Below are 22,155 nucleotides of genomic sequence, written 5' to 3' on the forward strand. Positions count from 1 at the left end.
CTGCTCGCGAAAGCGCCTGTTGATTCACTCAAGAGTTTCCAGACTGCCACCCAACGCCAGATTCACCGCCAACCAGCCATTCACCGCCGCTTCGCCAGCCTCGGCAAATACCCGTTCCAGCAATTTCACCTGTTCCCGGCGCAGTGCCTGCTCGAACTTCGCACCTTCCGCCGTCAGCTCCAATAGCCGCTTACGCTTGTCCGTCTGTGAAGCGACACTGTCGACCAGATGCATTTCCTGCAACTGGCGCAGCGGCATGTTCAATGCCTGTTTGCTTACGCCGAGTAAAGCCAGCAACTCCTTCACGCTCAGGTTCGGATAGCGCGCGATGAAAAACACAATGCGCTGATGCACCCGTGAGAGGCCGCGGCGCTCGAGCATTTCATCAGCCTTGGCCGTGAACGCCTGGTAGCCGAAGAAAAACGCTTCCATGGCCTGTTGCTGACTGGTGGGATTTTTAAGGTCAAACATATTGACGTACTCGCTTACGCTGCCGTAATTTCAGTCAAACAGTTTGACTCATTTTCCGCATGCCTTGCTACGGTGACCTCAATGGCTTTTTCCGAACGTGTCTCACGCCTCAAAAGTTCCTTGATCCGAGAAATCCTTGCGGCGGCCCAGCGTCCGGAGGTGATGTCGTTCGCTGGCGGTTTACCCGCTGAAGCGATGCTGCCGAAAGTGGACTGGGCCGAGATGCCCATAGCGCTGGGCCAGTACGGTATGAGCGAAGGCGAGCCGGCATTGCGCGAGGCGTTGGCGGCAGAGGCGAGGGCGCTGGGCCTTGAATGCCAGGCGAGTCAGGTGCTGGTGGTCAGCGGCTCCCAGCAAACCCTCGATCTGGCAGCCAAGCTTTATATCGATAAAGGCACGGAAATTCTGCTGGAGGTACCGACCTATCTGGCCGCGTTGCAGATCTTCCAGCTGTTCGGCGCCGATTGCCTGACCGTGCCGCAAGAACCCGACGGCCCGAACCTGGCGCAACTGCGCAGTCGTCTCGAGCGGCATCGTCCAGCGTTCATTTACCTGATCCCGACTTTCCAGAATCCATCCGCCGTGCGCTACAGCGAGGCCAAGCGCGCCGCGGTTGCCGCCTTGCTTGATGAATTCGGCGTCACTCTCATCGAGGACGAGCCGTATCGCGACTTGACCTTCGACGGTGGCAGCGCAACACCAATTGCCGCCCGCCTGAAAAAAGCCAGTTGGATCTACACCGGTACCGTGTCGAAAACCTTGCTCCCAGGCTTGCGTGTCGGTTACCTGATTGCCAGTGCGGATCTTTTTCCGCACCTGCTCAAGCTCAAGCAATCGGCTGATCTGCACACCAATCGCATCGGTCAGTGGCAGGCGCTGCAATGGATCGGCTCAGAGAAGTATCAGCAGCATTTAAGCGAATTGCGTGATTTCTATCGGCAGCGGCGTGATGCGTTCCAGTTGGCGCTGGAACAACATTTTGCCGACCTGGCTGACTGGAACATGCCCCAGGGCGGGCTGTTTTTCTGGCTGACACTGAAGCAACCGCTGGATACGCGGACATTGCTCGAAGAGGCCTTGGCTAACGACGTGGCGTTCATGCCCGGTGAGCCGTTCTTTCCCGAGCCGGACAAACATCATGGGCATCTGCGCCTGAATTTCAGCCACATCGATCCGGCTCGGCTGGATGAAGGGTTGAAGCGATTGGCGGCGGTGGTGCGGCGGGCGCAGATGGAGAGGGCGGCGTGAATATAAATAAAACGGCACAAGGACCGGTTTTTTGTCTGAGATTATGGGGGCCTGTAATGGCCTCATCGCGAGCAAGCTCACTCCTACAGTTGGAATGCGTCCCCCTGTAGGAGTGAGCCTGCTCGCGATAGCGCTTACGGCATTCCCCGGAAATGTCAGACAGCGGCAAACCGCTTATCCAGATAATCAACGATCACCTTGGATTCATACATCCAGGTGGTCTGCCCATTCTCTTCGATACGCAGGCAAGGCACCTTGATCCGGCCGCCCTGTTCCAGCAGGGTCTGGCGATCGTGCTCGTTGTTCTTCGCGTCTTTCAGCGCCACCGGCACATTCAGGCGATGCAGTGCGCGGCGGGTTTTCACGCAGAACGGGCAGGCGTGGAATTGATAAAGTGTCAGATCTTTCGCGGCCGCGTCGACTTGCGCCTGAGCAGCGGCGGGGCGTTTCTTCTTGGCCGGCCGAGTGATGAAGTCGATGAAGACAACCAGTTGGCCGAGGCCGACACGAAGCGCTTTGACGAACACGTTGAAAGCCTCACGGTGCAAATGAAGAAAGGCGCGCAGCTTACCCGATTTTTCACGGGCGAAAAAAAACCGGCGATCAACGCCGGCTCTTTTCTGTTGTGAATTACTTGATGAGGCTGAGGAATTCGCTACGGGTTGCTGCGTTTTCGCGGAACTCACCGAGCATCACCGAGGTGATCATCGAGGAATTCTGCTTTTCGACGCCGCGCATCATCATGCACATGTGCTTGGCTTCGATCACTACAGCGACGCCCAGCGCGCCGGTGACTTGCATCACCGCATCGGCGATCTGCCGGCTGAGGTTTTCCTGAATCTGCAGGCGACGGGCGTACATATCGACGATCCGCGCCACTTTCGACAGGCCCAGCACTTTGCCGCTCGGAATGTAGGCGACATGCGCCTTGCCGATGAACGGCAGCAGGTGATGTTCGCACAACGAATACAGCTCGATGTCCTTGACCAGCACCATTTCGCTGTTGTCGGAGCTGAACAGGGCACCGTTGGTGACCTCTTCGAGCGTCTGTGCATAACCGCGGCAGAGGTACTGCATGGCTTTGGCGGCACGCTTTGGCGTGTCGAGCAGGCCCTCGCGGGACACGTCCTCGCCCAATTGGCCGAGAATCGCGGTGTAATTCTGTTCCAGGGACATGAAACTACCTGTGGGGATTTTCGCAAAGGGCAAGGGTACGGTGGCGGACACAACCCTGCAAGTTCGGTGTGACGGCTTTATTCGTCGCGACCTTCCATCATCGTCCGTTTAAGCATCACATAAACGGCGCCGGCGCCGCCGTGGCGGGCCTGGCAGGAGCAGAAGCCGAGAACTTGGGCGTGCTGGCGCAGCCAGGTGTTGACGTGGCTTTTGATCATCGGCCGCTTGCCATCCAGGCGCACCGCCTTGCCGTGAGTCACGCGTACGCAGCGGATTTCGAATCTGGTGGCTTCGGCGAGAAACGCCCAGAGCGTTTCCCGGGCCTTTTCCACGCTCATGCCGTGCAGATCGAGGCTGCCTTCGAACGGGATCTGCCCGACCTTGAGCTTGCGCATCTGGCTTTCCTGCACCCCATCGCGGGACCACATCAGCTCGTCTTCCGGGCCGACGTCGATCACGAACTGGTCGGACAGGCCGTCAATGATAGTGGTGTCGCTGCGCACGGTGGCGGACTGACGCAGCTTGGCGATCTGCGCGCGGTCAGCCTTGGGTTTGCCGGTGTCGGCGCGGTCGTGCTTGATCGGCTTGACGCCCTGGATCGCACTTTTGAACAGAGAAAAATCGTCGTCTTGCATGTCAGCCTCCGCGAAGGGCGGCCAGTTTACCCAAGTCGACACAAAACGGCCCGGCAAAAAGCCAGGCCGTCGGTCAGTCGTGTTTTTTCATCAGGTGCGGGGACATGTTCAGTTCCCGCGATTGCCGTGCGCGACGGCGGCAGCGGCGCCACAGGGCAACGCCGAAGTACAGGAACAGCAAACCGACCGCGAGCATGATTGCCGAACCCAGCGGTGATGCGTTCAGGTCACCCAGCGCCGGCGGGCGCCCGAGCAGGCTGGCTGCGCCGGCCATCGCCAGCAGCACGCCGAACGTCGCCAGAATCGCCGAGATCGCCGCGCCAAATCGAAAACGCCAGTTGCTTTGGCCCTTGGGCCGCAAACGGCGTGCGTCAAATCCATCGGATAACTTCATTCCGACCTTCCTCAATGGTATCGGCCCTTCGACCGGGAGTTGACCGGGTTGTTCCTGAGGCTATGGCATTTGCGGCAAATCAGCGGATATAGCGGATGAGCGGCGCCAACGCACCGCTCACAAGGGCAGGATCAGATCAGCTCCTGAGTCTTGGCCAGCGTGGCGAAGTTGTCGGCCATGATCGCCATTTCCGCTTCCTGGACGCGTTCAGCACTGAGCACGCCGCCCTTGAACGGCAGATCGCGGGTCGCGCAGGCATCTTCGACCAGGGTGCAGCGGAAACCGAGGTTCTTCGCCGCGCGCACCGTGGTGCTGACGCTGGAGTGACTCATGAAACCGCAAACGATCAGGTCCAGCGAACCAAGGTTTTGCAGACGCTCGAGCAATTCGGTGCCATGGAACGCGCTAGGCAGCAGTTTGCCGATAATGGTTTCATCGCCCTGCGGTTCCAGGCCGGGGATGAATTCGCCACGTTCGCCCTGCGGGTCGAACAGGCCGCCAACGGTGCCGAGATGACGCACGTGCACGATCGGCCGACCGGCGGCACGGGCTGCGGCAACCACTTGTTTGATGTTCGCGACGGCCGCGTCCATGCCGCTCAGGGCCAGCGGGCCACTGAGGTATTCCTTCTGGGCATCGATGATGACCACGGTGGCATGGCTCAGTGTGGCCGCTGCGTAACCGCGGCCGCTGAGTTGAAACATCGTTTTTGGAACGGACATTCTGGGGCTCCTCGGGGTGGGGCTTTTGCGACATTGTCCTCTGGCTGAGCGGTTCTGTGAATCGCTACCATCGTAGGCGCCGTCGTTCTTGGCCTGCAGCCTTGTCAAGTTACACGTTCCGTTCAATGCCTGATGCAAAAAAAAGAAATCTCCTACCGTCGCCGCACGGTTTTTCCTGCGTCGTCGTCGGGCGTTTTGGCTGCTAGAATCGCCAGTCGTTTTTTCTGGAGCTCTACGCCGTGATCACTTCCCGACTTCGTACCCTGCGCGACCACATCCGTTGGGCCGTCAGCCGCTTCCATGGGGAGGATCTGTTTTTCGGCCATGGCACCGACAACGCCTGGGACGAGGCGCGCCAACTGGTACTGGGCGCCTTGCACCTGCCGTGGGAAATCGCCGACAGCTACCTCGATTGCGCACTGGAAGATGACGAACTGGTCAGCCTGCAACGGCTGCTCAAGCGTCGCATCGAAGAACGCATCCCAACCGCCTATCTGCTCGGCGAAGCATGGTTCTGCGGCATGTCGTTCATCGTCGACCAGCGCGTGCTGATCCCGCGTTCGCCGATCGGTGAGCTGATCGAAAACCGCTTTGCGCCGTGGATCGGCGACGAGCCGGCGCGGATTCTCGATCTGTGCACTGGCTCCGGCTGCATCGGCATCGCCTGCGCCTACGAATTCCAGAACGCCGAAGTGGTGCTCGCGGATCTGTCATTCGAAGCGCTGGAAGTGGCCAATCAGAACATCGAGCGCCATGGCGTCGATGAGCGCGTCTACACAGTGCAGGGCGATGGTTTCGATGGCCTGCCGGGGCAGCGCTTCGATCTGATCGTGTCGAACCCGCCCTACGTCGACGCGGAAGATTTCGCCGACATGCCGGACGAATACCAGCACGAGCCGGAACTCGGTCTGGCCTGCGGCGATGATGGTCTGAATCTGGTCCGGCGCATGCTCGCCGAAGCGGCGGATCATCTGACCGAGAAGGGTTTGTTGATTGTCGAGGTGGGCAACAGCCAGGTGCACGTTGAAGCGTTGTACCCGGAAGTCGATTTTGCCTGGCTGGAATTCCAGCGCGGCGGGCATGGCGTGTTCATGCTGACAGCGGAGCAGTGCCGCGCGCATCAGGCACTTTTCGCAGCTCGCGTCTGACCGGTTAAAAGCTTCGCGAGCAGGCTCGCTCCCACAGGGAAATGCATTCCAGGGTGGGAGCGAGCCTGCTCGCGAATAGCCGCGACGCGGTTTCAAGCCATCAGCGGTGGGTAGCAATCCAGATCAACAATCCCGCCTGAAACACCGCAAACGCCACCAGACAGGTAATGGTGAAACGCAGTCCGGCGTCCTCACGCTTGAACTTGCTGACTTTCTCTTCCTGCTTCTTCAGCTTCACTTCCTGTTCGGCCAGATTCTGTTCGGCCTGCTGCAACATCTGCGCAGCCTCAAGAATCTCGACGATCTGCAGCTTTTCGCTGTTCCAGTCACCCAGCAGATCGCCGACCTGCACAGCCTTGATGCTGCCTTTCAAATGCTGGGCATCGGCATAGGCTACGTCGAAGCCGTGCACGCGCAGAAAATGATCACGACGCAAACGAGTGTCTTCGTTGAGCGCGTCCTTGTTGTTCAGGTCCATGCCGTCGACGGTGTAACCGGGCCAGCGTTTTTTCGCCCAGTTGATGCCTTGCGCGGCCATGAAACGGCCGATGCCGCGGTTCAGCGGTTCGATCTGCAGGCCGCTGTCGGGACCGAAGCTCACCCGTTTGGTCGCGTGGTCGACCCACACATCAAGATGATTCTGCTCTTTGCGCACGCGCTGGTTTGGCAGCTTGATCGCCATGCGCATCAGGCTGCGCTCTTTGCTGTTGCGCTCGGCGTAACCGAATTCGACGAAGCGCAACGGCCGGCCACCGGTATTGCGATCGGTCTGCAGCGGCGCGAGGCGGAGCATCTTGTGGTGCTCGGCCTGCACGTCCGCCCACGGCAGTTCGACCGCTGGCGGAGCGTCTTTTTCGGCGGTGGTGTCGGGTGAAGTCTGGGTGTCAGTCATAACGGCGAGATCCTGTCCAAGCCCTGCTTGCCGCCAGACGTTGCGCTGGCGACAAAGGCTTATCGGCCGTTTTCTGCCGGACTGGAGGGCAAACAGCAGTTAACTCGCGCGAATTCCGTCAATAAATTCGATGACGGCGGCGCCCAGTTCGGCGGCCAGTGGCAAATTCGGGTCCTTGTAGGAGGCCAATTGCCGCTTCATATCGTTGTGCACGATGCGCAGCACATGATTCATGCCTTCGATCACCGTCAATTGCGCGTCCGGTTTTGCCGCCTTGAGCAGCTTCGCGTCTTCGGTGCCGACCTGAATGTCGTTGCTGCCCTGGACGATCAGTGCCGGCATTTTCAGCTGTGCAAAGGCTTGCGCCGGATCCTGGCGGAACAGCGAAATCAGATATGGCTGGACGCTCGGGCGAAAAATCACCTGCAACGGTTGCGGCACGTTGTCATCGGTGTGCCCGGCCTTGAGGCTGTCGAGCAGTTCGTTGCTGCGCAGCATCAGCGGTGGCGGCAGGCTGCGGGCCAATTGCTCGCGGATCACCTGATCGACCGGCCGCGCGCTGCCGGACAGCGAGATCACCGCCGCTGCGTCCAGCTTCGGCGCGGCGAGGCTGGCAATCAGTGCGCCTTCGCTGTGGCCGAGCAGAATCAGTTTGCCGAAGCGCGGATCAGCCTTGAGCTTCTGCCCCCACGCCACCGCGTCCGCCGCATACCCTTCCACCGACAGATTACGTTCATCGGGAGCCGCCGCCAGGCTCGCCGCGACGCCGCGCTTGTCGTAGCGCACGCTGGCGATGTTGTGTTTGGCCAGCACCCAGGCCAGACGCTTGAGGCTGTCATTGCGTCCGCCGTCCGGGTTGTTTCCGTCGCGATCTGTAGGACCCGAGCCAGAAATGATCAGAACAATCGGCACCGGGCTGTCGGACTTGGGCAGCAACAGCGAACCGAAAAGTTCGCCGCTGCCGGTGTCCAGAGTGACCGGGCGTTGTAGGACTGTCGCTTGGGCAAAGCCGGTGAAGAGGGTAAGACTCAAGATCAGAACTCGCAGCATCATCACGCCATCATTGGTCAAGGTGCCGGTTGGACTCGCCAGCACCACTAAGGTTCGAGGATGAACTACTCGGTTAGCCTGCGTATACTGGCGCGCATCAAGAATTCGGGTTTGATTTCACGGAGCGTCCTGCATGTCCGGCAATACCTACGGCAAGTTGTTCACTGTCACCACCGCTGGCGAAAGCCATGGTCCGGCGTTGGTCGCCATTGTCGACGGCTGCCCGCCGGGCCTGGAGATTTCCCTGGAAGATCTGCAGCGCGACCTCGATCGCCGCAAACCGGGCACCAGCCGCCACACCACCCAGCGTCAGGAAGCCGATGAAGTCGAAATCCTCTCCGGCGTGTTCGCGGGCCGCACCACCGGTTGCGCGATCGGCCTGCTGATTCGCAACACCGATCAGAAGTCCAAGGACTACTCGGCGATCAAGGACCTGTTCCGCCCGGCCCACGCCGACTACACCTACCACCACAAGTATGGCGAGCGCGATTATCGCGGCGGCGGCCGCAGTTCGGCCCGGGAAACCGCGATGCGCGTGGCGGCCGGGGCGATCGCCAAGAAGTATCTGGCCAGTCAGGGCATCGTCATTCGCGGTTACATGAGCCAGCTCGGCCCGATCGAGATTCCGTTCAAGACCTGGGATTCGGTAGAGGAGAACGCCTTCTTCAGTCCCGATCCAGACAAGGTGCCGGAGCTGGAAGCCTATATGGACCAATTGCGCCGCGATCAGGACTCGGTGGGGGCGAAGATCACCGTGGTCGCCGAAGGGGTGATGCCGGGTCTCGGCGAGCCGATTTTCGACCGCCTCGACGCCGAGCTTGCCCACGCGCTGATGAGCATCAACGCGGTCAAGGGCGTGGAGATCGGCGCCGGTTTCGCCTGTGTCGCCCAGCGCGGCACCGAACACCGCGATGAACTGACGCCGGAAGGTTTCCTCAGCAACAACGCTGGCGGCATCCTCGGCGGTATCTCGTCCGGTCAGCCGATCGTTGCGCATCTGGCGTTGAAACCGACCTCGAGCATTACCACGCCGGGGCGTTCGATCGATGTGAACGGCAACCCGGTCGATGTGATCACCAAGGGCCGTCACGACCCGTGCGTCGGCATCCGTGCGACGCCGATCGCCGAGGCGATGATGGCCATCGTGCTGATGGATCACCTGTTGCGCCACCGCGGGCAGAACGCCGATGTGCGGGTGAGCACGCCGGTGCTGGGCCAGCTCTGATGGCTGCGCTCGAAGCCGTCGCGGCATAACCGGCGTGGCGGCGCTCCCGTACTGGCGGCTGTCCAGTTTCTATCTGTTCTATTTCGCCTTGCTCGGTTCGACGGCGCCGTTTCTGGCGCTGTACTTCGATCACCTCGGCTTCAGCGCCGCGCGCATCGGCGAGCTGGTGGCGATTCCGATGCTGATGCGCTGCGTGGCGCCGAACATCTGGGGCTGGCTCGGCGATTACACCGGCAGACGCCTGGCCATCGTGCGCTTTGGCGCGGTCTGCACGTTGCTGACCTTTTCACTGATCTTCGTCAGCCAGACCTATGCCTGGCTGGCGATGGTCATGGCTCTGCATGCGTTTTTCTGGCACGCGGTGCTGCCGCAGTTCGAAGTCATCACCCTCGCGCATCTGCAGGGTCAGACCTCGCGCTACAGTCAGATTCGCCTGTGGGGCTCGATCGGCTTCATCATCACCGTCGTGGTCTTGGGGCGTTTGTTCGAATGGCTGAGCCTGGACATCTACCCGGCGGCACTGGTGCTGATCATGGCCGGCATTGTTCTGAGCAGTCTGTGGGTGCCGAACGCGCAACCCGCGCAGGGCAATCGGCCGGCGGGTGAGGGCTTTCTCAGGCAATTGCGCCATCCCGGCGTGTTGGCATTTTATGCCTGTGTGGCGCTGATGCAGGTCAGCCACGGGCCGTATTACACCTTTCTGACTTTGCACCTCGAGCGCCTCGGTTACAGTCGTGGCGTCATCGGCATGCTTTGGGCTGTTGGCGTCGTCGCGGAAGTACTGATGTTCATGGCCATGAGTCGCATTCTGGCGCGGTTTTCCCTGCGCCGGGTGCTGCTGGCGAGTTTCCTGCTGGCGGCGTTGCGCTGGCTGCTACTTGGGTCGTTCGCTGAATTTCTCTGGGTGCTGTTGTTCGCCCAAGTGCTGCACGCAGCGACTTTTGGCAGCTTTCATGCGGCTGCCATCGCTTTCGTGCAACGTAGTTTCGGCGCCCGCCAGCAAGGTCAGGGCCAAGCGCTGTATGCGGCACTGGCCGGCACCGGCGGGGCGCTCGGCGCGCTGTATTCCGGCTACAGCTGGAATGCCCTCGGCCCGACATTGACCTTTAGTATTGCCAGTCTCGCAGCGCTCGCCGCTGCCGTTATCATTGCCACCCGTATGCAAGAGGACAGGCCATGAGCCTTAGCCGTGAACAGCTCGCCCAACAGATCGTCGACGCCGGGCGTTTTCTATATGGCCGCGGCTGGTCGCCAGCCACCAGCAGCAACTATTCGACACGCCTGTCGCCAAGCGAGGCGTTGCTGACCGTGTCGGGCAAACACAAAGGCCAGTTGAGCGTGGATGACGTGCTCGCCACCGATTTGTCCGGCAACAGCCTGGAGCCGGGCAAGAAACCCTCCGCCGAAACCTTGCTGCACACCCAACTCTACAGTTGGCGCGCGGAGATCGGCGCGGTGCTGCACACCCATTCGGTGAATGCCACGGTGCTGTCGCGCCTGACCCCGGAAGCCTTCATCGAGTTTGAAGACTACGAACTGCAAAAAGCTTTCAGCGGCATTTCCACCCACGAATCACGGGTGCGTGTGCCGATTTTCGACAATGATCAGGACATTGCGCGCCTCGCCGCCAAGGTGCAGCCTTGGCTCGACGCCCATCCCGACTGCGTTGGTTATCTGATTCGCGGGCATGGCCTCTACACGTGGGGCGCGCAGATGAGCGACGCACTACGGCAGATCGAGGCTTTCGAATTCCTGTTTGAATGCGAGTTGAAAACCCGCAGCGTCATGAACCGCCAAGGCTGAGTTCACCAGAAACAGCCCGTTTGCCTGATGACATGCTGCGCCCGACCGGTCTTGAAGAGCCGGACGGCGCCGCCGCTACCGAGGAATTGCCCATGAGCAGCCTGTCCGTTTATCACGTTTCCAGCCCTGAGATTCCCAACAAGGTGCTGACCCATTTCGAAGACATTGCTTCGACGCTGGCCGAGCAGGGCGTGCGTTTCGACCGCTGGCAAGCCGCCGCGAAGATCCAGCCCGGCGCCAGTCAGGAAGAAGTCATCAGCGCTTATAAAGAGCAGATCGACAAGCTGATGACCGAGCGCGGTTACATCACCGTTGATGTGATCAGTCTCAACAGTGATCACCCGCAAAAAGCCGAACTGCGCGCCAAGTTCCTCGAAGAGCACCGCCATGGCGAAGACGAAGTGCGATTTTTCGTCGCAGGTCGCGGCTTGTTTACCCTGCACATCGACGATTACGTCTATGCCGTGCTGTGCGAGAAGAACGACCTGATCTCGGTTCCGGCGGGCACCAGGCACTGGTTCGACATGGGCGAGCATCCACATTTCGTGGCGATCCGTCTGTTCAACAACCCGGAAGGCTGGGTTGCCAACTTCACCGGCGAAGACATCGCTGGCCGCTTCCCGCGTCTGGAGGACTGAAACCGTGTCGATCAAAGCCATCCTCACCGACATCGAAGGCACCACCAGCGCGGTGAGTTTTGTCTTCGATGTGCTGTTTCCCTACGCCGCCAGACACTTGCCGGATTTCGTGCGCCAGAACGCTTCCCGCACCGACGTCGCTGAGCAACTCGACGCCGTACGCCGCGACAGCAATGAGGCGCACGCCGACGTTGAACGCGTCGTTGAAATCCTCTTGAGCTGGATCGCCGAAGACCGCAAGGCCACGCCGCTCAAGGCATTGCAAGGCATGGTCTGGGAGCAGGGCTATCAGGCCGGGCAACTGAAAGGTCACGTTTATCCGGACGCAGTCGAAGCGCTGCAACGTTGGCATGCGGCCGGGTATCAGCTGTTTGTTTACTCGTCCGGCTCGATCCAGGCACAGAAGCTGATCTTCAGTTGTTCGGAGGCGGGCGATCTGACGCCGATGTTCAGCGGCTATTTCGATACCACATCAGGGCCCAAGCGTGAGGCGCAGTCCTATCGCAATATTCAGCAGGCGGTCGGTGTTGAAGCAGATGAAATCCTGTTTCTGTCGGACATCGTCGAAGAGCTCGATGCTGCGCAGTCAGCCGGTCTGAAGACCTGCGGTCTGGCGCGTGAAGGCGGGGAGTTGCCTGGGCACGTCACGGTGGACAGCTTTACCGGAATCGAACCGGAAGCGTTCTGACCCTACAGTGGAAATTGTAGGAGCAAGCCTGCTCGCGAAAGCGATGTGTCAGTGAAGTAATTTGTATCTGACAACACCGCATTCGCGAGCAGGCTCGCTCCCACAGTAGGTATGTCGCAGACATAAACAAACAGGCCGTGAAGCGCATGCTCCACGGCCTGTTTTTGTTTAAAGCAACTTACAGCGAGTGATACGTCGGCAGGGCAAAACGCTGCTGGCTCTGCAGCATCGCAATTTGCGGCAACTCGCTGGCTTGTTCGGCCAGGTCACGGCGGATCGCGCTGATCGCCCAGGACAGTTGGTCACCGGCGTGCAGTTGCTGATACGAGAGTGCGCGTTTGAAGACTTTGCCGTCGCTGCTACGCAGAGTGAGCAGGATGCCACCGTCAGGACGTGGGGCAGTGCTGACTTCGTAGTTGGAGAACAGCGATGTAAATTTTTCTTGAATCAGGCTCATGTCATCAGCTCCGTATGTACTTGAATGGCAAGCATGCGGAGGTAGTTGCAGCGTTTGTGCCAGTATTGATTCGAATAAAATCCCTTTAAAATCAACATGTTAAAAGCATTGCATTTTGCAGGTGTCGTGCAATCTGCATGAATGGCCATCGTGCATCCTGCATTTTGCGTGATTTTTCTCTGTGCTACGGAACCAAACGTCCGTACCAGAATCGACGCCCACCTCGTCGGTGCGACGGGATACAAATCATTGCAAAAACCGCGTGTACAGCCCCGCGAGCGCTGACGTACTTTCCTTCTCGACCCTCGATATAAACGCGTCGGTTGCAGCGATACCCGATAACAAGAACAGCGATCCGCACGCCCGGGTCGAACGGGGAGCTTTCATGCGTCACGCACCGAGCGACACGATTACCTGGAGCATGATGCTTCGCAAACTGCCGATGATCGCCAAAGCCATCCCCCGAGTGGTGAAAGGCATGAAGGTCGCCAACGTCACGGATCCGACCCAAACGTGTGGCCTCGGCTGGACCTTCGAGCAAGCGACGCTGCGCAATCCAGACGGCGTGGCGTTGATGCAGGATGACGTTGCGCTGACCTACACGCAGGTCAACCGGTGGGCCAATCGCATCGCGCATTATCTGAGCGAGCAGGGCATCGGCAAGGGTGATGTGGTCGCGGTGTTCATCGAGAACCGTGCGGAATTGCTGGTGACCATTCTCGCGCTGGCCAAGCTCGGTGCGGTCAGTGCGCTGCTCAATACCTCGCTGATACGAGACACGCTTATCCACAGCATCAACCTGGTCGCACCCGTGGCCATCGTGGTCGGCGAAGAGTTGAAGGTGGCCTATGCCGGCGTGCGTGATCAAGTTTCTATCGCTGCACCGCGCACATGGTTTGTCGCCGATCACGACACTTACAGCCATCCGGGCATCGCGCCCGACGGTTACGTCAATCTGATCAGCGCCAGTGCCGACGCCAGCAGCGATAACCCGCCGAGCAGCGCGCAGATTTTCTTCGACGATCCTTGTTTCTATATCTACACCTCCGGCACCACCGGCCTGCCCAAGGCCGGGGTGTTCAAGCACGGCCGCTGGATGCGCAGTTCGGCGAGCTTCGGCATGATCGCCCTCGATATGCGCCCGGACGACGTCGTCTATTGCACCTTGCCGCTGTATCACGCCACCGGCCTGTGCGTGTGCTGGGGATCGGCGATCAACGGCGCTTCGGGTTTTGCCATCCGGCGCAGATTCAGCGCCAGTCAGTTCTGGAATGATGTGCGTCGCTATCGCGCGACCACTATCGGTTATGTCGGCGAGTTGTGCCGCTATCTGGTCGAGCAACCGGCCAGCGCCGATGACAGCTGCCACGACGTACGCAAGATGATCGGCAATGGCTTGCGTCCCGGTGCCTGGGCCGAGTTCAAGACGCGTTTTGCCGTCGAGCACATCTGTGAGCTGTACGCGGCGAGCGACGGCAATATCGGTTTCAGCAATATCCTCAATTTCGACAACACCGTCGGTTTTTCGCTGATGGACTGGGAACTGGTTGCCTACGATCACGACAGTGGCGAGCCGTTGCGCGGCGATGACGGTTTCATGCGCAAGGTCGGCAAGGGCGAGCAGGGCCTGCTGCTGGCTCGGATCGACGACAAGGCGCCGCTGGACGGTTACACCGATCCGCAGAAAACCGCCCGCGTCGTACTGCACGATGTGTTCAACAAGGGCGATCGTTTTTTCAACACCGGCGACCTGCTGCGCAACATCGGTTTCGGTCACGCGCAGTTCGTTGATCGCCTCGGCGATACCTATCGCTGGAAGGGTGAAAACGTGTCGACCACCGAAGTCGAGAACCTGTTGCTGCAGCATCCGTTGATTTCTGAAGCGGTGGCGTATGGCGTAGAAATTCCCAATACCAACGGACGTGCGGGGATGGCTGCAATCACGCCCGCCGAATCCTTGGCCACGCTGGATTTCGCCGAATTGCTGAGTTTCGCCCGGCAGCGTATGCCGGCCTACGCCGTGCCGTTGTTCCTGCGGGTGAAGGTGAAAATGGAGACCACCGGAACCTTCAAATACCAGAAGACCCGCTTGAAAAAGGAAGGCTTCGACCCCGGTCTTACGGGCGATGACCCGATCTTCGCCTGGCTGCCGGGCAGCGCAACCTATGTGCATGTCAGTGAGGAAATCCTCGCTGAAATTCAACAGGGCAAACATCGGTATTGAGTGTGGCTATCGGGCCGCTCGGAAAAAACCGAGTGACAGCCACCGTCGCGCTCGGGAAACTGTCGGCTTTCCGATAGACCGAAATGGAGTGCCACATGTCTGACCAAAGCCGCCAGATGACCCCTGAGGAAGCTGCCGAATTCACCGAGCAGGTTTTCAACAAGGCGCGCGACGGTGATGCCGAGATGCTCGATCGCCTGGTGACTGCCGGGCTGCCAGTGAACCTGAAAAACAGCAAGGGCGACACGCTGCTGATGCTCGCCAGCTACTACGGCCATGTTGATGCGGTGAAGGTCCTGCTTAAACACAAAGCCGATCCGGAAATGCGCAATGGCAACGGCCAGAGCCCGATTGCCGGCGCTGCGTTCAAAGGCGATCTGGCGGTGGTCAGAGCGCTGGTCGAGGCGGGCGCCGAAATCGAAGGCTCGTCGTTCGACGGCCGCACGGCATTGATGATGGCGGCGATGTTCAACCGCGTTGAAATCGTCGATTACCTGATCGGCAAGGGTGCCGACCCGAAAGCCAAGGACGCCAATGGCGTCACCGCGCTGGATGCGGCCCGGACCATGGGCGCAGTCGATACCACCGCGCAGTTGGAAAAGTTGTTGGCTTCATAAACGTCAAAAGATCGCAGCCGGTCCGCAATCACGCGCAGAATCTGTGGGAGCTGCCGAAGGCTGCGATCTTTTGCTTTTCTGCGCTATTCTTCGCGCCCGCAAAATCTACCTCCATCACAGGATCCGCCTCATGAAAGCCGCACTCGTCGAACTCATCAGCAAAATCAGCTCCGGCTGCATGGGCGAGGACGAGATCCTGAAAGTGGCCGACGAAGCCGCGCAGGCCTACGCCGATGCCGATGCTTTTCTGACAGCCAACCCGGACATCAACTACGACGACACTTTCCCGATTCCGCTGGGTGAGTGGGTGGTGGTTGGTAGCCTGCCGGAAACCGTATTGTTCCAGGCCGACACCTACGTCGATCTGTTCGCACAAATCGTTGCCTCGTTCGGTCCGGGCGTGGATTTCAACCTCAAGCCCAAGCAACTGGCGAAGACCGAAGCGCTGACCGCACTCAACCGCATTCAGGTGCAGATGAGCAGCCTGAACAAGGAAAACGGCGGCTACACGCTGATGAACTTCAGCCAGTTGCTCGACGATGAACTGCAAATGGTCCTGGTCTACGGCAACGATGTGCCTCGCGTGCTCGAGTTGTGCGCCGGGATTGGCATCGTCGCTGCGCCGGCACTGGAGGCCTTGAAGGTCGCCGTTCACGTCTGAACGCAATAAAAGGGAACCCTGCGCGCGACCGTCTATCCTAAAAGTGCATGCCACTATTCTGGAGCGACACCATGGGTTCCACGTTCAACGGTCTGATTGGCCTGATCATCCTTGCCCTCGACATCTGGGCAATCATCAACGTGCTGAAAAGCGGCGCCTCCACCGGGATGAAAATCGTCTGGGTGTTGCTGATCATCCTCCTGCCGGTGCTGGGCCTGATCATCTGGGCGATTGCCGGGCCACGGGGCAACGTCCGGATCTGAGCTGATTTTCGATCACACTGTCATCCCTGTGGGAGCGAGCCTGCTCGCGAAGACGTTGTGTCGGTCGCCATCACCGGCAACTGATGCTCCGCTTTCGCGAGCAGGCTCGCTCCCACAGTGGTTTGCGGTGGTAAAAAACGAGCTGAGGTTCGACCTGTCATCTTCGGCAACGTAGAATGCGCGCCTTTCCCGGGCAATCGTCCCCACGATGGCGCCCGCGCATTTATCGGAGCACTTGACCATGACCGTCACCAAGACCAGCGAGTACCTGGAAACCCTCTACGAAGGCTACGGCCAGCGTTTTCGCATGGAAAAACTGCTGCACGAAGTGCGCACCGAGCACCAGCATCTGGTGATCTTCCAGAACCCGCGCATGGGCCGGGTGATGGCGCTGGACGGCGTGATCCAGACCACCGAAGCCGACGAATTCATCTACCACGAAATGCTCACCCACGTGCCGATCCTCGCCCACGGCACTGCCAAGCGCGTGCTGATCATTGGCGGCGGTGACGGCGGCATGTTGCGCGAAGTGACCAAGCACGCCGGCGTCGAGCACATCACCATGGTCGAAATCGACGGCACCGTGGTCGACATGTGCAAGGAATTCCTGCCGAACCATTCCGCCGGTGCCTACGACGACCCGCGCCTGAACCTGGTGATCGATGACGGTATGCGTTTCGTCGCTACCACTACTGAAAAATTCGACGTGATCATTTCCGACTCCACCGATCCGATCGGCCCGGGCGAAGTGCTGTTCTCGGAGAACTTCTACCAGGCGTGCCACCGTTGCCTGAACGAAGGCGGCATCCTCGTCACCCAGAACGGCACGCCGTTCATGCAGATCGACGAAGTCAAAACCACCGCGGGCCGCCTGCGCAGCCTGTTCCCGGACTGGCACTTCTACCAGGCCGCCGTGCCGACCTACATCGGCGGCTCGATGACCTTCGCCTGGGGCTCGACCAACCCGGCCTACCGCAAGCTCAGCCGTGAAACCCTGCAACAGCGCTTCATCGGCAGCGGCATCGTTACCCGCTACTACAACCCGGAAATCCACATCGGCGCATTCGCTCTGCCGCAATACGTGCTGCAAGCGGTGAACAAGCCGAGCAACGACTAATACTTCCCCGCAAAACCTCTTTGTGGGAGCGAGCCTGCTCGCGAAAGCTTTTTCCCAGTCGATGTATCTGTGACTGGCAGACCGCAATCGCGAGCAGGCTCACTCCTACAATTCACGATCATCGGCTGTAATCCTTTTGAACCAACTCTCGCGGAAAAAAGTCGAGATAAAGGTAAGCCCATTTACGGGTTGATCGAGGAGGCACTGATGCAAAAGTGGAAAGTCACTTTCGTGGATGATCATGGTGAAATCGTTGATGAGATCTTCGAACGTGAGGAATGCCCGTCCGATGATGAAGCCGCGCGGCTGATCAAGGAGCGGCTTCTTCCGGTCGCCGCCCAGCTGGATCTCAATGATCTGGAAGGGCGCACCGCCGATGCCGGGGTGAAAAACCTCAAGACTCAGAACGGCATCGAAATCCGCAGCATCACACCTGTCTGAACACATCCTGTCATCTCGTAAACCAGGCCTTGGCAGCGGCGCTCTCTTGGGGCTACTCTGCAAGCGAGATCAGCGAATGGATCGCTAAGGTCTGGTCTTGTCAGCTACATGCTTGTTTCCCGCGCGCAACCACGTTGCCGTAGTACTTAGGCCAAAAGGCCCGGGGCGGGAATACGGAAAGTCTATCCATCAATCGAGGGGGACGATTCATGAGCACAGCCTATCAAGAAGACATCAGCAGCAACGTTCTGCGCCGCATGAAAGAAGGCGGTTTCGATTTTTCCCGGTTCCATCCCATCGAGTTCTACGCGATTTTCCCGGACGAGGAGCGGGCGCGCAGGGCAGCAGGCAAATTTCGCGGTGAGTCCATCAATGCCCAGGTCAGTGCGCGCGACGATGGCGCCTGGTCGCTGGAATTGAGCAAAGTGATGTACGCAACCTACGACGACATTGGCGATTTCGAGCAGGGCTTTTCCGCCGTGGTCGAGCCGCTGGGCGGCATTATCGAGGGTTGGGGCGTGAAGCAGGAGGTGCGCAATCGTTACCGCCTGAATTGAGCTTGAGCATTTTGTATCGGGCAACGGCTGACCTTCGGGTCGGCCGTTGTCGTTTTCGGCATGCACAAAATCGCTGTGGCAAAACCCTGAAACAAGAATCCCAGGCAAAAAAAAGCCACCGGAGAGGGTGGCTAAAAGGGAAGACGGGTATGCAGTGAAGTCTTTGCGGGGCGGGGCTGCCACGGCAGTCCAGGTCAATCCGGCGAGCCGCCTCGCAGCGCCATGCCGATGAAGTTTTGCAGCGAATGCGCGGATTATCCGCAGTCGCTGCCGGGCAGTGAAATCAACTCTGACTATGCTGGTGATAGGCGATGCAGTGCGTCGCAATGAAGCGGGGGCAATCGGGGCGGGGCATTTGCCGCACAGGAATGGTGCGCTGCCTTTGGCGTGGATGCACAACCGATTGAATTCAAAGCGTTTATGCCGATGGCACGGGCCTTGCGAAGGCCTGTATGTCCGGAGTGACAAGGAGTACGGCATGATCCGCACCTGTTTTGACGAGATGTACGATGCTGGCGGACTGGTTCGCCCGCATTACCGGGAATTTGCCCGCTGGCTGGCCGAGACGCCCGACGAGTTGCTTGCGCAACGCCGACGCGAGGCTGATCTGCTGTTCCATCGTGCCGGGATCACTTTCACGCTTTATGGCGACGAGCAGGGCACCGAGCGCCTGATTCCGTTCGACACCATTCCGCGCAGCATCCCCGCCAGTGAATGGCGAATCGTGGAGCGCGGTTGTATCCAGCGGGTCAAGGCGCTGAACATGTTCCTCGCCGACCTCTACCACGAGCAGCGCATCATCAAGGCCGGGATCATTCCCGCCGAACAGGTGCTGGCCAACGAGCAATACCAGCTGGCAATGCAGGGCCTGGATCTGCACCGCGACATCTATTCGCATATTTCCGGCGTCGATCTGGTGCGCGATGGCGATGGCACTTATTACGTCCTCGAAGACAACCTGCGCACACCCAGCGGCGTCAGCTACATGCTCGAAGACCGCAAGATGATGATGCGGCTGTTCCCTGAGCTGTTCGCCGCTCAGCGCATCGCCCCGATCGATCACTACCCCAATCTGCTGCTCGACACCCTGAAAAGCTCAAGTCCGATCGACAACCCCAGCGTAGTGGTGCTGACGCCGGGGCGCTTCAACAGCGCGTTCTTCGAGCATGCGTTTCTCGCGCGGGAAATGGGCGTTGAACTGGTGGAAGGCGCGGACCTGTTCGTGCGCGACGACAAGGTGTTCATGCGCACCACCGACGGCCCGAAAGCCGTCGATGTGATTTATCGCCGCCTCGACGATGCCTTCCTCGACCCGCTGGCATTCAACCCGGATTCGATGCTCGGCGTGCCGGGGCTGCTGTCGTCCTATCGCTCCGGCAATGTGGTGCTGGCCAATGCCATCGGCACCGGAGTGGCGGACGATAAATCGGTTTACCCGTTTGTCACCGACATGATCCGTTTCTACCTCGACGAAGAGCCGATTCTGAAGAACGTGCCGACCTGGCAATGCCGCACCCCGTCCGAGTTGTCCCACGTGCTGGCCAATCTTCCGGATCTGGTGGTCAAGGAAACCCAGGGCTCCGGCGGTTACGGGATGCTGGTCGGGCCGGCCGCGACGACCGCGGAAATCGATGCCTTTCGCGAGCGCATCAAAGCCAAGCCCCATGCCTACATCGCGCAGCCGACGCTGTCGCTGTCGACGTGCCCGACCTTTGTCGAAAACGGCATCGCGCCGCGCCATATCGACCTGCGCCCGTTCGTACTGTCCGGCCGCGAGACCCGGGTCGTGCCCGGAGGTTTGACCCGTGTCGCGTTGCGTGAAGGCTCCCTGGTGGTGAATTCCTCCCAGGGTGGCGGCACCAAGGACACCTGGGTAGTCGAGGATTGAAGGAAGCTTGCCATGTTAAGTAGAACTGCCTCGGATCTGTACTGGATGTCGCGTTACCTGGAGCGTGCGGAGAACCTCGCACGCATGCTCGACATCAGTTATTCACTGTCGCTGATGCCGCAGGACGGGCGCGGCGATGGTCTGCACGAACTCGCCATGCCGTTGCTGATTACCGGCACTCTCGATGATTACCATGACCGCCACGGCGATCTGCACGCCGAACGCCTGCTGCATTTCTTTGCGCTGGACGCGGCCAACCCGGCGAGCATCTACAGCTGCCTCGGCGCGGCGCGGGCCAGTGCCCATGCGGTGCGCGGGCGAATCACCGCCGACATGTGGGAAAACATCAACGCAACCTGGCTGGAAATTCGCGGCATCGCCGAACAGGGTCTGAGCCGCTACGGCATGAGCCGTTTCTGCGAATGGATCAAGGAGCGCTCGCATCTGTTTCGTGGCGCGTCCTACGGCACGATCATGCGCAACGACGCGTTTCGCTTCATCCGTCTGGGCACGTTCATCGAGCGCGCGGACAACACGCTGCGCCTGCTCGATGCCCGCTACGAAATGGCCGGCGATCAGGCCGAAGCGGTCAGCGATGGCACGGCGCACGCTTATTACCAATGGAGTGCGCTGCTGCGGGCGTTGTCGTCGTTCGAGGCCTACACCGAAATCTACCGCGATGCGCCCGGCGCCCGGCACGTCGCCGAATTGCTTTTGTTGCGCGCCGATGTACCCCGTTCGCTGCGTGCCTGTACCGAAGAAATCGACCAGATCCTCGCGCAACTGCCCGGCGCCAACGGCCGCCCGGCACAACGCCTGGCGGCGGAAATGGACGCGCGCCTGCGCTACACCGGCATCAACGAAATCCTCGAAGAAGGCCTGCACGCCTGGCTGACCGAATTCATCCCGTTGGTGCGCCAGTTGGGCAACGCCATTCACAGTTCCTACCTGGAGGCTGCATGAGACTTTCCATAAGCCACGAGACCACCTATCACTACGAAGATCAGGTGCGCGCGAGCATCCAGTACCTGCGCCTGACGCCTCACGACAGCGAGCGTCAGCACGTGCTCAGTTGGCAGCTGGATTTACCGCGCCCGGTGCGTGCGCAACTCGATCCGTTCGGCAACATCCTGCATGTATTGACCATGGACGAGCCCCACGAAGCGATCATCATTGGTGCCCGTGGTCAGGTCGATATCGATGAATTGCGCGAGGCCGAACATGAAAGCCAGTCAGCGCTGCCGTTCCTGCGCTTCACGCGCATGACCGAAGCCGATGAAGCCTTGCGCGAGTTTGCCGGGAAAAACTGCAAGCAACGGCGTGATCGCACCGCGCTGATCGATTTGATGTGCGCATTGAATCAGCACATGACCTACACGCCGGGCTCGACCGTGGTCGACACCAGCGCCGCCGAAGCTTTCGCCGGTCGTGCAGGGGTCTGTCAGGATCATGCGCACGCCTTTCTCGCCTGCGCGCGCAGCCTCGGCATACCGTCGCGCTATGTCTCGGGTTATCTGTACAGCGAGGATTGCGAGCATCTGGCCAGCCATGCCTGGGCGGAAGCGTGGCTGGATGACGCGTGGTACAGCTTCGACGTGACCAACCAACTGGCGCGCCCGGAGCGCCACCTGAAACTGGCGGTGGGCCTGGATTATCTCGATGCCTGCCCGGTACGCGGCATGCGCCGGGGCGGCGGCTGCGAGCAGATGCACGCGAAAGTGTTCGTCTCGCCGACGCCGATCATCTCCGTCCAGCAGCAATAAGGATCTGCACAATCCCCTGTAGGAGTGAGCCTGCTCGCGATGGCGGCGTGTCAGTCACATCTTTATCGCCTGACACG

The 22,155-nt window shown here is 59.9% G+C and carries 26 protein-coding genes; 17 read left to right on the forward strand and 9 right to left on the reverse strand.

All coding sequences use genetic code 11. The annotated features are described in order from the left end of the window. Positions 1 to 24: 24 nt before the first annotated feature. Complete coding sequence (locus tag DCO47_RS16925) at positions 25 to 471, reverse strand: MarR family winged helix-turn-helix transcriptional regulator (RefSeq protein ID WP_064364566.1); 447 nt, start codon at positions 469 to 471, stop codon at positions 25 to 27. 81 nt (positions 472 to 552) lie between these two features. Here DCO47_RS16925 and DCO47_RS16930 point away from each other — a divergent pair, with 81 nt between their 5' ends. Next, a complete protein-coding gene (locus DCO47_RS16930; RefSeq protein WP_116658519.1) occupies positions 553 to 1,719 on the forward strand; it encodes a PLP-dependent aminotransferase family protein in 1,167 nt (388 codons plus the stop codon). Between the two features lie 155 nt (positions 1,720 to 1,874). Here the strand turns inward: DCO47_RS16930 and DCO47_RS16935 are convergent, their stop codons facing one another. From DCO47_RS16935 to DCO47_RS16955, 5 genes are all read right to left on the reverse strand, one after another. Continuing rightward, the gene (locus DCO47_RS16935; RefSeq protein ID WP_116658524.1) at positions 1,875 to 2,246 is read right to left on the reverse strand and encodes a glutathione S-transferase N-terminal domain-containing protein; all 372 of its coding nucleotides are present in this window, start codon (positions 2,244 to 2,246) and stop codon (positions 1,875 to 1,877) included. Positions 2,247 to 2,349: 103 nt separating this feature from the next. Beyond that, positions 2,350 to 2,895, reverse strand: coding sequence for a GTP cyclohydrolase I FolE (gene folE, locus DCO47_RS16940; RefSeq protein ID WP_016773769.1), 546 nt, complete (start codon positions 2,893 to 2,895; stop codon positions 2,350 to 2,352). A 77-nt stretch (positions 2,896 to 2,972) separates the two neighbouring features. Next, positions 2,973 to 3,530 (reverse strand): Smr/MutS family protein, encoded by a 558-nt coding sequence (locus DCO47_RS16945; RefSeq protein WP_042608498.1) that lies wholly within the window; start codon positions 3,528 to 3,530, stop codon positions 2,973 to 2,975. Between the two features lie 73 nt (positions 3,531 to 3,603). Further along, a complete protein-coding gene (locus DCO47_RS16950; protein ID WP_016773771.1) occupies positions 3,604 to 3,924 on the reverse strand; it encodes a hypothetical protein in 321 nt (106 codons plus the stop codon). Between the two features lie 131 nt (positions 3,925 to 4,055). Then, a complete protein-coding gene (locus DCO47_RS16955) occupies positions 4,056 to 4,646 on the reverse strand; it encodes a cysteine hydrolase family protein (protein WP_042608497.1) in 591 nt (196 codons plus the stop codon). A gap of 239 nt (positions 4,647 to 4,885) precedes the next feature. On the opposite strand from DCO47_RS16955, the gene prmB reads away from it, so the two are divergent. Then, positions 4,886 to 5,794 carry a 50S ribosomal protein L3 N(5)-glutamine methyltransferase gene (gene prmB, locus DCO47_RS16960; RefSeq protein WP_042608496.1) on the forward strand — a complete coding sequence of 303 codons (909 nt, stop codon included), beginning with the start codon at positions 4,886 to 4,888 and terminating at the stop codon, positions 5,792 to 5,794. A gap of 100 nt (positions 5,795 to 5,894) precedes the next feature. On the opposite strand, the gene DCO47_RS16965 is transcribed toward prmB, so the two are convergent. Both DCO47_RS16965 and DCO47_RS16970 read right to left on the reverse strand, forming a co-directional pair. Further along, entirely contained in the window at positions 5,895 to 6,686 is a 792-nt protein-coding gene (locus DCO47_RS16965) for a hypothetical protein (protein WP_042608495.1), read from the reverse strand. A gap of 99 nt (positions 6,687 to 6,785) precedes the next feature. Next, on the reverse strand, positions 6,786 to 7,739 hold the full coding sequence (locus DCO47_RS16970; RefSeq protein ID WP_064364628.1) for an alpha/beta hydrolase: 954 nt from the start codon (positions 7,737 to 7,739) through the stop codon (positions 6,786 to 6,788). A gap of 130 nt (positions 7,740 to 7,869) precedes the next feature. Between DCO47_RS16970 and aroC the strand changes: the two genes are divergently transcribed. The 5 genes from aroC to mtnC all read left to right on the forward strand — a co-directional run bounded on the left by aroC (position 7,870) and on the right by mtnC (position 12,090). Next, entirely contained in the window at positions 7,870 to 8,961 is a 1,092-nt protein-coding gene (aroC, locus tag DCO47_RS16975; protein ID WP_116658520.1) for a chorismate synthase, read from the forward strand. Positions 8,962 to 8,995: 34 nt separating this feature from the next. Beyond that, positions 8,996 to 10,141, forward strand: coding sequence for an MFS transporter (locus tag DCO47_RS16980; RefSeq protein ID WP_064364609.1), 1,146 nt, complete (start codon positions 8,996 to 8,998; stop codon positions 10,139 to 10,141). Then, positions 10,138 to 10,764 carry a methylthioribulose 1-phosphate dehydratase gene (locus tag DCO47_RS16985; RefSeq protein ID WP_064364610.1) on the forward strand — a complete coding sequence of 209 codons (627 nt, stop codon included), beginning with the start codon at positions 10,138 to 10,140 and terminating at the stop codon, positions 10,762 to 10,764. The genes DCO47_RS16980 and DCO47_RS16985 overlap by 4 nt, the downstream gene beginning before the upstream one ends. Positions 10,765 to 10,856: 92 nt before the next feature. Then, positions 10,857 to 11,402 carry an acireductone dioxygenase gene (locus tag DCO47_RS16990; protein WP_064364629.1) on the forward strand — a complete coding sequence of 182 codons (546 nt, stop codon included), beginning with the start codon at positions 10,857 to 10,859 and terminating at the stop codon, positions 11,400 to 11,402. 4 nt (positions 11,403 to 11,406) lie between these two features. Next, complete coding sequence (gene mtnC / locus DCO47_RS16995; protein WP_116658521.1) at positions 11,407 to 12,090, forward strand: acireductone synthase; 684 nt, start codon at positions 11,407 to 11,409, stop codon at positions 12,088 to 12,090. 178 nt (positions 12,091 to 12,268) lie between these two features. On the opposite strand, the gene DCO47_RS17000 is transcribed toward mtnC, so the two are convergent. Then, the gene (locus DCO47_RS17000; protein ID WP_016773780.1) at positions 12,269 to 12,547 is read right to left on the reverse strand and encodes a DUF3509 domain-containing protein; all 279 of its coding nucleotides are present in this window, start codon (positions 12,545 to 12,547) and stop codon (positions 12,269 to 12,271) included. A gap of 385 nt (positions 12,548 to 12,932) precedes the next feature. Here DCO47_RS17000 and DCO47_RS17005 point away from each other — a divergent pair, with 385 nt between their 5' ends. The 10 genes from DCO47_RS17005 to DCO47_RS17050 all read left to right on the forward strand — a co-directional run bounded on the left by DCO47_RS17005 (position 12,933) and on the right by DCO47_RS17050 (position 22,078). After that, on the forward strand, positions 12,933 to 14,771 hold the full coding sequence (locus tag DCO47_RS17005) for a long-chain-acyl-CoA synthetase (RefSeq protein WP_116658522.1): 1,839 nt from the start codon (positions 12,933 to 12,935) through the stop codon (positions 14,769 to 14,771). Between the two features lie 95 nt (positions 14,772 to 14,866). Then, positions 14,867 to 15,388, forward strand: coding sequence for an ankyrin repeat domain-containing protein (locus DCO47_RS17010; RefSeq protein ID WP_042608489.1), 522 nt, complete (start codon positions 14,867 to 14,869; stop codon positions 15,386 to 15,388). A gap of 130 nt (positions 15,389 to 15,518) precedes the next feature. Further along, entirely contained in the window at positions 15,519 to 16,049 is a 531-nt protein-coding gene (locus DCO47_RS17015; protein WP_042608488.1) for a hypothetical protein, read from the forward strand. Between the two features lie 71 nt (positions 16,050 to 16,120). Then, the gene (locus DCO47_RS17020; RefSeq protein WP_016773784.1) at positions 16,121 to 16,312 is read left to right on the forward strand and encodes a PLDc N-terminal domain-containing protein; all 192 of its coding nucleotides are present in this window, start codon (positions 16,121 to 16,123) and stop codon (positions 16,310 to 16,312) included. A 241-nt stretch (positions 16,313 to 16,553) separates the two neighbouring features. Further along, positions 16,554 to 17,429: a polyamine aminopropyltransferase gene (gene speE / locus DCO47_RS17025; RefSeq protein ID WP_016773785.1), complete on the forward strand. Its 876-nt coding sequence runs from the start codon at positions 16,554 to 16,556 to the stop codon at positions 17,427 to 17,429. A gap of 207 nt (positions 17,430 to 17,636) precedes the next feature. Beyond that, positions 17,637 to 17,870 (forward strand): hypothetical protein, encoded by a 234-nt coding sequence (locus tag DCO47_RS17030; protein WP_042608487.1) that lies wholly within the window; start codon positions 17,637 to 17,639, stop codon positions 17,868 to 17,870. Between the two features lie 209 nt (positions 17,871 to 18,079). Then, positions 18,080 to 18,427: a ribonuclease E inhibitor RraB gene (locus DCO47_RS17035; protein ID WP_003223226.1), complete on the forward strand. Its 348-nt coding sequence runs from the start codon at positions 18,080 to 18,082 to the stop codon at positions 18,425 to 18,427. 478 nt (positions 18,428 to 18,905) lie between these two features. Continuing rightward, a complete protein-coding gene (locus DCO47_RS17040; RefSeq protein ID WP_116658523.1) occupies positions 18,906 to 20,315 on the forward strand; it encodes a circularly permuted type 2 ATP-grasp protein in 1,410 nt (469 codons plus the stop codon). A gap of 12 nt (positions 20,316 to 20,327) precedes the next feature. Next, a complete protein-coding gene (locus DCO47_RS17045; protein WP_042608485.1) occupies positions 20,328 to 21,278 on the forward strand; it encodes an alpha-E domain-containing protein in 951 nt (316 codons plus the stop codon). Further along, positions 21,275 to 22,078, forward strand: coding sequence for a transglutaminase family protein (locus tag DCO47_RS17050; RefSeq protein WP_042608484.1), 804 nt, complete (start codon positions 21,275 to 21,277; stop codon positions 22,076 to 22,078). The genes DCO47_RS17045 and DCO47_RS17050 overlap by 4 nt, the downstream gene beginning before the upstream one ends. Positions 22,079 to 22,155: the final 77 nt, after the last annotated feature.

The sequence above is a fragment of the Pseudomonas sp. NDM genome (genome assembly GCF_003105095.1).
GTDB lineage: Bacteria > Pseudomonadota > Gammaproteobacteria > Pseudomonadales > Pseudomonadaceae > Aquipseudomonas > Aquipseudomonas moraviensis_A.